Consider the following 13023-nt stretch of genomic DNA (forward strand, 5'->3'; position numbering starts at 1 on the left):
CAACTGAGCTAACGACCCGAGTGGTGGGTGATGACGGGATCGAACCGCCGACCCCCTCCTTGTAAGGGAGGTGCTCTCCCAGCTGAGCTAATCACCCAATACTGCGCTGGATACTACCGGTACTGCTTCCACCGTGCCCACCGATGAAATGGTGGGGCGTGCAGGATTCGAACCTGCGACCAATTGATTAAAAGTCAACTGCTCTACCAACTGAGCTAACGCCCCGGTGGTGGGTGATGACGGGATCGAACCGCCGACCCCCTCCTTGTAAGGGAGGTGCTCTCCCAGCTGAGCTAATCACCCGATACTGCGCTGGATACTGCTTTAGTGGTGGGGCGTGCAGGATTCGAACCTGCGACCAATTGATTAAAAGTCAACTGCTCTACCAACTGAGCTAACGCCCCACTATTTTCGTCACTTTCGAGCTGTTTGATATCCCTTGGCAACGGCGGCATATATTACTGAATTCAGAATTCTGCGCAACAAAAATTTCGACAAAGATCACTTAACTGCTTATGTTTCATGCGGCAAGACCAGAAATAACACGATTTCTGGTCTTCCTTTACGCATTACAGTCCGCTAAGACGTTTTTGCGCTTGTTTCGCACCATCAGTACCTGGGTACTTGCTGACAACCTGCTGGTATACCGCTTTCGCTTTTGCGGTGTCACCCTTGTCCTGCATGATAACCCCAACCTTAAACATTGCGTCTGCCGCCTTCGGCGACTTCGGATAGTTTTTCACCACCGATGCAAAATAAAAGGCCGCATCATCTTTTTTACCCTTGTTGTAATTCAACTGTCCCAGCCAATAGTTAGCATTTGGCTGATAGGTTGAATCAGGGTACTTCTTGATGAAGTTCTGAAACGCCACAATTGCGTCATCCTGACGAGCGCTGTCCTTCACCAACGCGATCGCCGCGTTGTAGTCGGTATTCGCATCGCCGGTTTGCGCAGGCACGCCGGAGGCCGCCGTAGCGCCGCTAGCAGGCGCTGCTGTCGCCGCCGCATTGCTTTGGTCACCCGAAGCTTGCTGCGTCTGGGCACCGCCGCTGAGGCTGTCGATTTGCAGCATGATCTGTTTTTGACGATCCACAATCTGATTCAGCTGATACTGACTTTCCTGGATTTGGCCTCGCAGGGCGTCAATATCGGTCTGATTATCGGAGAGTTGTTGCTGGAGTTGGGTCAAAAGCTGACTGTGAGCATTAGAAATACGCTCGAGTTGAGTGACACGGTCTTCGACCGAGCCTGAGCCGACACTACTGATTGGCGCCTGAGCAAAAGCGGCCCAAGGGGCCGCTATGCCAACCAGTAACGACAGACTCAACAGGTGATGTCTGAAGTTACTGCTCATGCAATTCTCTTAGTAAACCAGTACGGCACGACGGTTTTTGGAGTAAGCCGCTTCGTCATGACCCAGTACTGCAGGTTTTTCTTTACCGTAAGAAACGATGGAGATCTGGTCAGCAGAAACGCCTTTACCCTGCAGGTACATCTTAACGGCGTTAGCACGACGTTCACCCAGGGAGATGTTGTACTCAGGAGTACCACGTTCGTCCGCGTGACCTTCTACGGTGACTTTGTAAGACGGGTTGCTACGCAGGAAGTTTGCGTGAGCATCCAGCATTGCAGCGAAATCAGAACGGATATCGTACTTGTCCAGATCGAAGTAAACGATGTTGTTCTGCTGCAGCTGCTGCATCTGAAGACGCGCTTGCTCTTCGGATGACATGTTGCCGTTACCGTTCGCATCCATACCAGTGCCGGCACCCAGCATGCCTTCGCCGCTCTGGTCATTGCTAGCGTTCTTGTTAGAAGAACATGCCGCGATTGCCATTACAGGCAGAGCGATCATCAGCCCTTTCAGCACTTTGTTCAGTTGCATTTCTATGATTCCTTTAGTAATCAATTCATTAATTATTATTACAGATACGGCGACCAGGCAGGGAATTTAACCTGTCCATCAGTTGCCGGAAGACGCGCTTTGAAACGCCCATCTGTAGAAACCAGATTCAGCACGGATCCCATCCCCTGAGAAGAGCTGTAGATTACCATAGTGCCGTTAGGTGCCAGACTTGGCGTTTCGTCCAGGAACGTTGACGACAGTACTTGTACGCCACCTGCTCCCAGATCCTGCTTAGCAATGTGCTGCTGGCCGTTAGCCGAGCTGACCATTACCATAAACTTACCATCGCTGCTGACATCAGCATCCTGGTTCTGTGAACCTTCCCAGGTAATACGCTGCGGAGCACCGCCGTTAACATTAACTTTATACACCTGCGGACGACCTGCCTGGTCAGAGGTAAAGGCCAGGTTCTGGCTGTCCGGGAACCAGGTTGGTTCAGTGTTGTTGCTACGACCATCGGTGACCTGACGGATCTGGCCAGAGCCGATATCCATCACATACAGGTTCAGACTACCGGTTTTAGACAGGGCAAACGCCAGTTTGCTGCCATCCGGAGAGAACGCAGGTGCACCGTTGTGACGCGGGAACGAAGCGACCTGACGTACCGCACCGTTAGCCAACGTCTGGATAACCAGCGCAGAACGGCCGCTTTCGAAAGTGACATAGGCCAGTTTGGAGCCATCTGGAGACCACGCCGGAGACATCAGCGGCTGCGGTGAACGGTGAACCACGAACTGGTTGTAGCCATCGTAATCGGAAACGCGCAGCTCATACGGGAACTGACCGCCGTTGGTCTGAACCACGTAAGCGATACGGGTACGGAAAGCGCCCTTAATGCTGGTCAGCTTTTCGAACACTTCGTCACTCGCAGTATGGCCGGCATAGCGCAACCACTGCTTGTTCACTTTATACGTGTTCTGCGCCAGTACGGTACCCGGTGCAGCACCGGTATCCACCAGCTGATAAGACACATTATAGCTGCCGTCGGCGTTAGGGCTTACCTGACCGACAACAACGGTATCAATACCCAGCGCAGACCAAGCCGCTGGCTGAACTTCCTGAGCGGTACCCGGCTGCTGCGGCAGACGAGAGCGATCTAATGGGTTGAATTTCCCGCTGTTACGCAGGTCGGCACCAACGATGCCACCGATGTCTTCAGGCGCAGCACCCGGCCCAGCCCACTGGAACGGAACGACGCCAATCGGACGCGCAGAGTCCACCCCTTGGGTGATCTCGATACGTACTTCTGCGTGCAGCACTGCTGCCCACAGCATCAGAAAACCAAATGCTACTCGTAATGCCTGCTTCATCATTTCTCCCTTATCCAGGCGGAAAGCCCACGATAATTTAGCAGAATGTTAACAAACTAAAATACACAAAACTACCAAAACCCTGCGAGGATCCCGCCTTTATTTTTCACGTACTGACGCGAAAAACAATCTTTATGGCTTGAAGTCCAGAGGCGCATTTTTAAAGGTCTGCCACACCGCTTGTGACGGTGGTTTCGGGAACTTGGTCATCCGATTTGTTGCCGCCAACATCTGCTGACAGAACGCCGGATCGCCGCCTTCCTGAGTCACTTTCAGTACGGTACCGTCTTCGGCCATGTTGACCCGAAGCGTACAGGTTTTCCCTTTATAGGTGTCCCAGTCATACAGGTGGCCTTTGATTGCAGCCTGAACCTGCGCAATATAAGACGCAATTTCAGCCTGCGATGCCCCACCCTGCCCAGGTTTGCTACCTTTAGCAGGAGATGAGCCCCCTGCGCTACCGCTGGTACTGCCTTTCGGCGCATTCTTACCTGAACTGAGATCGCCCAGCAGGTCATCAACACCAGAAGCCGCAGCGGCCTTCTCAGCTGCGGCAGCCTTCTTCGCTGCAGCCGCTTTTTTATCAGCAGCCGCTTTATCGGCAGCGGCTTTCTTATCTGCGGCAGCCTTTTCGGCAGCAGCAGCTTTGTCAGCAGCGGCTTTTTCTGCCGCGGCGGCCGCTTTGTCTGCCGCTGCTTTTTCAGCGGCGGCTTTCTTCGCAGCTTCTGCAGCGGCTTTTTTCTCAGCGGCTGCGGCGGCTTTCTTCTCAGCATCAGCAGCCGCTTTGGCAGCTGCCGCTTCAGCAACTTTTTTCGCATCCGCAGCAGCCTTGGCCGCTTCCGCTTCAGCTTTTTTCTGCGCATCAGCAGCGGCTTTCTTCGCGGCTTCCGCAGCGACTTTGGCCTGGGCATCAGCTTTTGCTTTCGCGTCGGCCGCAGCCTTAACGGCAGCTTCCGCGGCTTCTTTGGCCTGAGCGTCAGCTTTTGCTTTTGCATCTGCCGCCGCTTTGGCAGCCGCCTCTTCAGCCTGTTTCTGCTGTTCCTGCGCCTGTTTTGCCGCTTCCTGCGCCTGCAGACGCTCTTTTTCCAGCGCTTTTAAGCGAGCCTGCTCCGCTGCTTGTTTTTCACGCAGTTCTTCGGCCTGCTGCTCAGCCTGTTTTTCACGTTGCTCTTGAGCACGTTTTGAACTGGCCTGCTGCTGCTGAGTACGATTATAGTTCTCGACGACCGCGCCGGGATCGACCATCACAGCGTCGATGGACGAACCGCCGCCACCGCCCGCCGCAGCGTCTAAATGTTCATCGAACGAACTCCAGATCAGCGCCGCAAACAGAATGACGTGCAGCACTGCTGAAATAATTATCGCTCGTTTAAGCTTGTCGTTTTGTTCGGTTGCCTTTGACACTCTCGGTTCCCAAAAACTGTTCACCCATTACCCTGCAACAAACTGCGTAGGCTGTCGCCAACCTACGCCCGATTATTGCGCGGCATGTCGGCGATTAAATTGGCTGGGTCATTAACCCGACCGATTTCACCCCGGCGCTGTGTAACAGGTTAAGCGCTTTAATTATTTCATCATAAGGCACGTCTTTCGCGCCCCCAATTAAGAAGACCGTCTTAGGATTTGCCTCTAAACGGCGCTGCGCTTCAACAACAACCTGTTCAGGCGGCAGCTGCGGCATCTTCTCCGGGCCAACGTTCACGCTGTACTGCCCTACTCCGGACACTTCAACAATGACCGGTGGATCATCATTCGTACTGACAGCCTGTGATTCGGTGGCATCAGGGAGATCGACTTCCACGCTCTGCGTAATGATCGGCGCTGTCGCCATAAAGATCAGCAGCAGCACCAACAACACATCCAGCAGCGGAACGATGTTAATTTCGGACTTCAGTTCGCGACGTCCGCGTCCACGTCTGGCCATGGTTTACCCCTTGTTGCTTTCGCTGCTGGTAAACGCCTGACGGTGCAGAATGGCGGTGAACTCTTCCATAAAGTTGTCGTAGTTCAGCTCCAGTTTGTTCACGCGCTGGTTCAGACGGTTGTACGCCATTACCGCAGGAATTGCCGCAAACAGACCGATTGCGGTGGCGATCAGCGCTTCCGCGATCCCTGGTGCAACCATCTGTAGCGTTGCCTGCTTCACCGCACCCAGTGCGATAAAGGCATGCATAATCCCCCAAACGGTACCAAACAGACCGATATACGGGCTGATAGAACCGACGGTACCGAGGAACGGAATGTGCGTTTCCAGCGTTTCCAGCTCGCGGTTCATCGAGATGCGCATCGCACGCGACGCCCCTTCGACCACCGCTTCCGGCGCATGGCTATTGGCGCGATGCAGACGAGCAAACTCTTTGAATCCGCTGTAGAAAATCTGCTCAGAACCCGCCAGGTTATCACGGCGCCCCTGGCTTTCCTGATACAGGCGAGACAGCTCGATACCGGACCAGAATTTATCTTCAAACGCTTCTGCCTCGCGGCTAGCCGCGTTAAGGATGCGCGTTCTCTGGATGATGATGGCCCAGGATGCGATTGAAAAACCAATCAAAATCAACATGATAAGTTTAACCAGAAGGCTAGCCTTCAGGAACAAATCAAGGATATTCATGTCAGTCACTGCTTAAACTCCGCGACAATAGACTTGGGAAGCGCACGAGGCTTCATGATGAGTGGATCAACACAGACAATCAGGACTTCTGCTTCGTTCAGAACCTTATTCTCAGCGTTGACTATTCTCTGCGTAAATACCATTGACGTACCACGCATTGATGTAATTTCTGTTTGGACTTCGAGCATATCGTCGAGTCTGGCAGCTGCAAAATACTCCAGCGTCATTTTACGCACGACAAAGGCCACGCGTTCAGCCAGCAAAACCTGTTGGCTGAAGTGATGATGACGCAGCATCTCAGTACGTGCTCTTTCATAGAAAGCCACATAGCTGGCGTGGTAAACCACACCACCGGCATCGGTATCTTCGTAGTAGACCCTGACCGGCCATCGAAACAGCGTTGTATTCACTTTACGTCCCAGTAATGCAAAAAATTTTTTGGGTTTTTGAACTTCGCTACTATACGCGCGGGAATGATGGTTTGGAATGGGGAGAAGTAAACGGAGAGTAAATTTTTATGGGCTTGTGCAAGCCCATCATTATCCGGCGAGATTTTTTACTGGTAGAAGAAAAAAATCAGGCCAGCAAATAAGACCAAATCAGCGATAAGCGGACAAAATATCCCCTGCCAGTGAATCGCGCGTGGGCGGAACCCCACTCCGTGAATCACACCTGTGCAGACTGACCACATCAGCAGAAAACCGTGCCAGATTTCCAGCTCGCTGGTCTTCGCCGCAAAACGCGTCGGATCCCAGAAGATGCAGCCCGCTAACGCCAGGGCCATAACAAGGGAAAGCGCCCGCAGGGGGCGCTTATCCATTATCGCGTACAGCATTGCGATAATATTTTTCATTAGTGCTTTTCTTCACCCGCTTTGGTCGCTTCAACGTGCTCCAGCGCCAGGGCGGTGATCACGCCGAATGCACAGGCAAGAAGCGTTCCCAAAATCCATGCGAAATACCACATATTCAGCTCCTTACTTAGTACAGAGAGTGGGTGTTACGTTCGATATCTTCTTTGGTGATACGACCGAACATTTTCCAGTAACACCAGGTGGTGTAGGCCAGAATAATCGGTACGAAGACAATCGCGACATAGGTCATCAGGTTCAGCGTCAGCTGGCTGGATGTTGCATCCCACATGGTCAGGCTCGCGTTCATCATTGTGCTGGAAGGCATAATGAATGGGAACATGGCGATACCGGCAGTCAGGATAATGCACGCCAGCGTCAGCGAGGAGAACAGGAACGCCCATGCGCCTTTATCCGCTTTGGTGGTCGCGATAGTCAGCAACGGCAGTACTACGCCCAGAGCAGGAATCGCCCACAGCGCCGGCATGTTGTTGAAGTTCACCATCCATGCACCGGCTTCACGCGCCACTTCTTTGGTCAGCGGGTTAGACGGGCCGGTGTGATCCAGTACCGATTTCACCACATAACCATCGATGCCGTAGTAAACCCAAACGCCTGCCAGTGCGAAGCACACCAGCGTGACCAGCGCCGCCACCATAGAGACGTTGCGAGTACGCAGGTGCAGTTCACCGACGGTACGCATTTGCAGATACGTTGCACCCTGAGTCAGGATCATCGCGGCGCTAACAATACCGGCCAGCAGGCCAAACGGGTTCAGCAGTTGGAAGAAATTGCCGGTGTAGTACAGACGCATATATTCATCGACATGGAACGGCACGCCCTGCAGCAGGTTACCGAACGCCACGCCAATGACCAGCGGTGGCACAAAGCTACCGATGAAAATGCCCCAGTCCCACATGTTACGCCAGCGGGTGTCTTCAATCTTCGAGCGGTAGTCAAAACCAACCGGACGGAAGAACAAAGAAGCCAGCACCAGAATCATCGCCACGTAGAAGCCAGAGAAGGCCGCCGCATAGACCATCGGCCATGCAGCAAACAGCGCGCCGCCGGCGGTGATGAGCCATACCTGGTTACCGTCCCAATGTGGTGCGATGGAGTTAATCATAATTCGACGCTCGGTGTCGTTACGACCGAGGAACCGGGTGAGCATGCCCACCCCCATGTCGAAGCCATCGGCGACAGCAAAACCAATCAGCAGGATACCGATCAGCAGCCACCAGATAAAACGCAATACTTCATAATCGATCATTTGACGACTCCTGTCTTAGCGTGCCGGCTGAGTAGTCGCGGTAGACTGCTCATAGTGGTAACGACCGGTTTTCAGGCTGCTTGGGCCACGGCGGGCAAATTTGAACATCAGGTACAGCTCCGCCACGAGGAACAGGGTGTACAGACCGCAAATCAGCAGCATCGAGAAGATCAGATCGCCCGGAGTCAGGCTGGAGTTGGCCACTGCCGTTGGCAGTACCTCACCAATCGCCCACGGCTGACGGCCATATTCAGCGACGAACCAGCCGGACTCAATGGCAATCCACGGCAGCGGGATCGCATACAGCGCGGTGCGCAGCAGCCATTTTTTCTCGCCGATCTTGTTACGAATAACGGTCCAGAAGGAAACCGCAATAATCGCCAGCATCAGGATGCCGCACGCCACCATGATACGGAAGGCGAAGTACAGCGGTGCAACGCGTGGGATCGAGTCTTTAGTAGCCTGGCTAATCTGCGCTTCCGTCGCGTCAGCAACGTTGTCGGTATAGCGTTTCAGCAGCAGACCGTAGCCCAGGTCTTTCTTAACGTTGTTGAACTCATCGCGAACGGTCTGGTCAGTCGAGCCACCGCGCAGCTGTTCCAGCAGCGAATAGGCTTTCATCCCGTTACGAATACGCTCTTCGTGCTGCACCATCAGATCTTTCAGGCCGGTCACCTGCTTATCAACCGAACGGGTAGCAATGATGCCCAGCGCGTAAGGGATCTGAATCGCAAAGTGGTTTTCCTGCGCATCCTGGTCCGGAATACCAAACAGGGTGAAGGCTGCCGGAGCCGGCTGCGTTTCCCATTCGGCTTCAATCGCGGCCAGTTTGGTTTTCTGTACGTCACCCATTTCGTAGCCGGATTCATCACCCAGAACGATAACGGAGAGGATAGCCGCCATGCCGAAGCTCGCTGCAATCGCGAACGAACGTTTCGCAAAGGCGAAATCACGGCCACGCAGCATATAGTAGGAGCTGATACCAAGAACGAACATCGCGCCGCAAACGTAGCCAGATGCCACGGTGTGGACGAATTTAACCTGCGCAACCGGGTTGAGGACCAGCTCAGAGAAGCTGACCATCTCCATACGCATGGTTTCAAAGTTGAAATCGGAAGCGATTGGGTTTTGCATCCAGCCGTTCGCTACCAGAATCCACAGTGCGGAGAGGTTGGAGCCAAGCGCCACCAGCCAGGTGACAGCCATGTGCTGGACTTTACCCAGACGATCCCAACCGAAGAAGAACAGACCTACAAAGGTAGATTCGAGGAAGAAGGCCATCAGACCTTCGATGGCCAGTGGCGCACCGAAGATATCACCCACGTAGTGGGAATAGTATGACCAGTTTGTCCCGAACTGGAACTCCATCGTCAGACCGGTAGCCACACCCAGCGCAAAGTTGATACCAAACAACTTGCCCCAGAACTTGGTCATATCTTTATAAATCTGTTTGCCGGAAAGGACGTAAACCGTTTCCATGATTGCCAGCAGGAACGCCATACCCAGCGTCAGCGGAACAAACAGGAAGTGGTACATCGCGGTCAAGGCAAACTGTAAGCGCGACAGTTCGACTATATCTAACATCATGACTCCTTGCTCATCGCATGAAGACTCCGAGATTGAACCCGTTATCAGGATTCAAACACATGCCCCAATACAAATTTATTTGTCCCCTTCCCTACTGCCACCCCTTGCGGAAACAGGAAACAGCAATAAGTGAAAGTTACAAACGTGTTAATAAAAAACTCAATTGATCCCTAAAATATATTACGCTGTAAAACCCTTACAATAAACAGGTTTTTATTGGATAAGTTTTACGTTTTTCGACAGTGATCAATTTATAGCGAATCAGGTAGGTTTCAGCCAATTTGATCCACGACAATTTAACGGTTTTGGCAAGTTATATCCAGTCATTACATATTGATTTAAATCAACTTAACGCAATATTGTTAATTATGTTTTTAATTAAGACTCATGGTAAATTTAATGTTAATGGCGTGTTTTCTAATTTACATTGACGGTTATCAAGTAAGGGGAAACCTGGAGAGAAGGTAATTGAATTTAACTATTGGCAGGATCAATAACGAGGAAAGCCCCGTATAGTTTAAAGTAGACCGTCCGTCATTTTTTTCCAGCGCAAATCCTATCGCCGCTTAAAGCAACATTTCATTAACCAATAGAATTATTAAATTAACATTCGCCGCGATGGCTGTAGAGAACCGCCTCGTCGGGATGGGAATTCCTCGTTAACTGAATGCGCGAATAATGAACGGTTAACTATCGCGACAGTGCACTCTGCTACTGAGTAACGAGCCGGGCGTGGCTGGGAAAGGAACGGTAGGTAAATCATCCCTACACCGCTATTGTCCAATGTGATGTGCAGCGTAGCCCCCAACAACGCCGATAATGCTGGCGTTGTTGGGGCTCGGTTATTTCAACTTAAGGCTAAAGGTCCGCGATTGCCCTGGACGGAATACACCAGCAATCCCCTGCGAATTCGCCTGTTCGGAGTACGGCACTTCGTCCATACCCGTTTCCCGACACTGCACCACTTCACGGCTAAACGACACTGCCGCTTCACTGCCAATGGATTCTGAAGGGTTATACAAACGCAGGATGAGTTCGTCGCGGTCCTCCGATTTTTTCAGTGCGCTCAGCTGGCAGCCAACCGGCGACATACTCAATAGACTAAAGCTTGTCGGGGAGGTCACCCCGGCTTTATTGAGTTTCATCGCATCCCAGGGAATTTTGTTATAGCACTGAATTGGCGTAAGCCAGGAGCGCGCCTGTTGCGCAAGTCCCACGCTCAGCGGCGATCCGCTGTAGCTGAATAAGCTGAATCGGCCATGCAGCGCACCGCGCATCTGGGAATCAGGCACCCTCATTTTAATCCCCGAAGGCCGCCCCGGACGTAATAGCAGATCTTCTTTGCCGAGTAAGCCCACGCCGCGCAGCAGCGTCAGCGCAAAGGTCTTTCTCTCCTCCCCCAGCACTTCAAACTCTCGCAGCCCTTCACTGAACACTGCCAAACCGTTGCGCCCTTCCTGCAGCGCGGCGTAATTCAGCAGATTCCAGACAGGAACCGGGGCTTCTTTCCAGCCCTCTTCCTGCCAATGCGCCATTGCTTCATCCTGGACAGATCGTGAGATTGTCCCAAACTGCGTGTCAGCCAATACCGTTGATGTGGTGAATGGCGTCGGGATCAGCACCCGTACCCGATGGTCATCCGCTTGGTTATCGAGATGAACATCGACATCAATACGCCGACTGTTGTGGCTCAGCGTAACGACAATTTCAACGCCCAGCTCCCCGTCACGTTGCCGAGCGGCGCGCGATCGCAGATTCGCCGGCACCGCCATCCGGTAGCGAATGATAGCCCGGCTTTGCCAGGCTTCATGGATCACCTCGTGTTCAAAATCTGTTCCTGCTGAAGTGAGCAGCCACTCTTCCCGTGATGGCGAGTAGTCGTATTCATCACCGTCGTCTGCGCTCTCTTCTATCTCCAGTACCCGGGAGTAAATCACCCCAGAGTCCTTATCTCGCAGGCGAAGCGTGCCATCATCATTGAGATCAATCTGCCAGAAAGCATTTTCCAGTAGCGCCGTCGTAGCGGAGACTGGCATTGCCAGCTGACCGGTCACGTACGGTTCGATGTACAAGGTGCGATACCCCATCGACGGCAGTATCTGGTTCACTTGAATGTCGAACTCCATGAAGGGTTCGTAATTACCGTAATGCACAATTTGCCGGTCAATCAGTCCAGGATCCAATTCACGGGCGCTGCGGATAAAGTAAGGAATATCGTTGCCCTTATCATCCAGCAAACGGAACTGGCCAGCGCGCAGACGAATTGTTGTGTTAATCACCTCTTCACGCGGCCACGGCATCAGATTAAACATCACCAGTTTGTCTTGTGCGCTTTGCGGCATATTGTCGACAATTTTACGCAGATAAAAACGAATCAGGCTGTCGGCCATATCCTCAGCCAGCGCAAAGCGTGAGACGATTTCCCGGTGCACCTTATCGCTGCAGCAGCAGCCAATACTGTCATGCGCGTGGTTTTTGAGGATCTCTTTCCACATTTTCTCCAGTAAACCGTGGTGGTATTCGAAACCTAATGTCCAGGCAAGCGTCGCCAGCGGCTCCAGCAGATTGACAATCTTATTTTCAATACGCGCGTGGGCGATTTTGATGTCCATCCGCGTGGAGCCTATCGTGCGGTGCACGCGCATATATTTGCCATCAATAAACTCACCGCGCAGCGTCGCGAGCGCATCGCGGTGTTGCTCAATGGCCGCAAATACCTCTTCAAATCGGCTCATCACAAACTGGCGCTGCGGGTAGATTTCGCGCAACTTGGCCATTACCGCGAAAATATTTTGCTGGAGCGGCATCTGGTCATGACCATTAGGCAGCAAAATCTCTTTAGTGACCGATGCTTTTTCCAGCACGTCAAAATAGCCATCGAGTCTTTTGCGCAGGCCGGCTTCATCCTCCGGTAAGTACTTACCAATCGCGTAGCCCAACGGTAGCACCTGTGCGGCAACTTCACTGCCATCCTGACTCTGCCATAAGAACTCTGTTTTATCGGTGCCATGACGTTCAGAGCAGCCGCGCCAGAAGATAGTCCGCGTGATCCCAAAACCGTTGTAAATATGCGGCAGTTGTCCGGACATCCCGAATGAGTCAGGCAGATAACCTATTTTCATCGGTTCACCCAATGTCAGACAGTCGCGGATGCCGTACATCAGGTTACGCACTATCGACTCGGCGGAGACAATCGTGGTATCCGTTTGCGTATACCACGGCCCGATAATCAACTTCCCGGCTTCTACCAGCGCTTTCACCCGCGGGCGGCTTTCAGGTTTTACGGCGAAGTAATCTTCAAGAACAGCCGTTTGCCCATCAAGAACGTAATATTTGTACTCATCATCCTGCTCAAGGCGAGCGAGGATTTCCTCCATGTTATTAACCAATAAAATACGCGACTCTTCGGTGGTGAAATACCACTCACGGTCCCAGTGCATATGTGGCGTAATGTGAACGCGAGATACTGCTTTCATCTTCGGTTTCCT

Annotated in this window: 12 protein-coding genes and 4 tRNA genes; all 16 read right to left on the reverse strand. The window is 52.6% G+C overall.

Annotation, left to right across the window (positions count from 1 at the left end):
- Positions 1–21 precede the first annotated feature (21 nt).
- The 16 genes from KCR01S_RS14445 to mngB all read right to left on the reverse strand — a co-directional run bounded on the left by KCR01S_RS14445 (position 22) and on the right by mngB (position 13011).
- Positions 22–97, reverse strand: a tRNA-Val gene (locus tag KCR01S_RS14445).
- A 52-nt stretch (positions 98–149) separates the two neighbouring features.
- A tRNA-Lys gene (locus KCR01S_RS14450) sits at positions 150–225 on the reverse strand.
- 2 nt (positions 226–227) lie between these two features.
- Positions 228–303, reverse strand: a tRNA-Val gene (locus KCR01S_RS14455).
- Between the two features lie 25 nt (positions 304–328).
- A tRNA-Lys gene (locus KCR01S_RS14460) sits at positions 329–404 on the reverse strand.
- A 165-nt stretch (positions 405–569) separates the two neighbouring features.
- Positions 570–1355, reverse strand: coding sequence for a cell division protein CpoB (cpoB, locus tag KCR01S_RS14465; protein ID WP_061283403.1), 786 nt, complete (start codon positions 1353–1355; stop codon positions 570–572).
- Positions 1356–1364: 9 nt separating this feature from the next.
- Entirely contained in the window at positions 1365–1886 is a 522-nt protein-coding gene (pal, locus tag KCR01S_RS14470; protein WP_061283404.1) for a peptidoglycan-associated lipoprotein Pal, read from the reverse strand.
- 38 nt (positions 1887–1924) lie between these two features.
- Positions 1925–3217, reverse strand: a complete 1293-nt coding sequence (gene tolB / locus KCR01S_RS14475; RefSeq protein WP_052284871.1) for a Tol-Pal system beta propeller repeat protein TolB — start codon at positions 3215–3217, stop codon at positions 1925–1927.
- Positions 3218–3349: 132 nt separating this feature from the next.
- A complete protein-coding gene (gene tolA / locus KCR01S_RS14480) occupies positions 3350–4621 on the reverse strand; it encodes a cell envelope integrity protein TolA (protein WP_061283405.1) in 1272 nt (423 codons plus the stop codon).
- A gap of 94 nt (positions 4622–4715) precedes the next feature.
- Positions 4716–5141 carry a colicin uptake protein TolR gene (tolR, locus tag KCR01S_RS14485; RefSeq protein ID WP_061283406.1) on the reverse strand — a complete coding sequence of 142 codons (426 nt, stop codon included), beginning with the start codon at positions 5139–5141 and terminating at the stop codon, positions 4716–4718.
- Between the two features lie 3 nt (positions 5142–5144).
- Positions 5145–5837: a Tol-Pal system protein TolQ gene (gene tolQ / locus KCR01S_RS14490; protein WP_112203650.1), complete on the reverse strand. Its 693-nt coding sequence runs from the start codon at positions 5835–5837 to the stop codon at positions 5145–5147.
- Entirely contained in the window at positions 5834–6238 is a 405-nt protein-coding gene (gene ybgC, locus KCR01S_RS14495; protein WP_035892730.1) for a tol-pal system-associated acyl-CoA thioesterase, read from the reverse strand. Before ybgC ends, tolQ begins: the two co-directional genes overlap by 4 nt.
- A 146-nt stretch (positions 6239–6384) precedes the next feature.
- Positions 6385–6681 carry a cyd operon protein YbgE gene (gene ybgE, locus KCR01S_RS14500; RefSeq protein WP_061283407.1) on the reverse strand — a complete coding sequence of 99 codons (297 nt, stop codon included), beginning with the start codon at positions 6679–6681 and terminating at the stop codon, positions 6385–6387.
- Positions 6681–6794, reverse strand: a complete 114-nt coding sequence (gene cydX, locus KCR01S_RS14505) for a cytochrome bd-I oxidase subunit CydX (protein ID WP_003858598.1) — start codon at positions 6792–6794, stop codon at positions 6681–6683. Before cydX ends, ybgE begins: the two co-directional genes overlap by 1 nt.
- Before the next feature lie 14 nt (positions 6795–6808).
- Entirely contained in the window at positions 6809–7948 is a 1140-nt protein-coding gene (cydB, locus tag KCR01S_RS14510; RefSeq protein WP_061283408.1) for a cytochrome d ubiquinol oxidase subunit II, read from the reverse strand.
- A 15-nt stretch (positions 7949–7963) separates the two neighbouring features.
- Positions 7964–9532, reverse strand: a complete 1569-nt coding sequence (cydA, locus tag KCR01S_RS14515; RefSeq protein WP_061283409.1) for a cytochrome ubiquinol oxidase subunit I — start codon at positions 9530–9532, stop codon at positions 7964–7966.
- A gap of 845 nt (positions 9533–10377) precedes the next feature.
- Entirely contained in the window at positions 10378–13011 is a 2634-nt protein-coding gene (mngB, locus tag KCR01S_RS14520; RefSeq protein ID WP_061283410.1) for a mannosylglycerate hydrolase, read from the reverse strand.
- Between the last annotated feature and the right edge of the window lie 12 nt (positions 13012–13023).

This window comes from Kluyvera cryocrescens NBRC 102467 (genome assembly GCF_001571285.1).
GTDB lineage: Bacteria > Pseudomonadota > Gammaproteobacteria > Enterobacterales > Enterobacteriaceae > Kluyvera > Kluyvera cryocrescens.

Excerpts from the sequence above, each read along its gene's own strand:
- cpoB (WP_061283403.1), bottom strand. The coding sequence starts at position 1,355 with ATGAGCAGTAACTTCAGACATCACCTGTTGAGTCTGTCGTTACTGGTT.
- pal (WP_061283404.1), bottom strand. The coding sequence starts at position 1,886 with ATGCAACTGAACAAAGTGCTGAAAGGGCTGATGATCGCTCTGCCTGTA.
- tolB (WP_052284871.1), bottom strand. The coding sequence starts at position 3,217 with ATGAAGCAGGCATTACGAGTAGCATTTGGTTTTCTGATGCTGTGGGCA.
- tolR (WP_061283406.1), bottom strand. The coding sequence starts at position 5,141 with ATGGCCAGACGTGGACGCGGACGTCGCGAACTGAAGTCCGAAATTAAC.
- ybgE (WP_061283407.1), bottom strand. The coding sequence starts at position 6,681 with ATGAAAAATATTATCGCAATGCTGTACGCGATAATGGATAAGCGCCCC.
- cydX (WP_003858598.1), bottom strand. The coding sequence starts at position 6,794 with ATGTGGTATTTCGCATGGATTTTGGGAACGCTTCTTGCCTGTGCATTC.
- cydB (WP_061283408.1), bottom strand. The coding sequence starts at position 7,948 with ATGATCGATTATGAAGTATTGCGTTTTATCTGGTGGCTGCTGATCGGT.
- cydA (WP_061283409.1), bottom strand. The coding sequence starts at position 9,532 with ATGTTAGATATAGTCGAACTGTCGCGCTTACAGTTTGCCTTGACCGCG.
- mngB (WP_061283410.1), bottom strand. The coding sequence starts at position 13,011 with ATGAAAGCAGTATCTCGCGTTCACATTACGCCACATATGCACTGGGAC.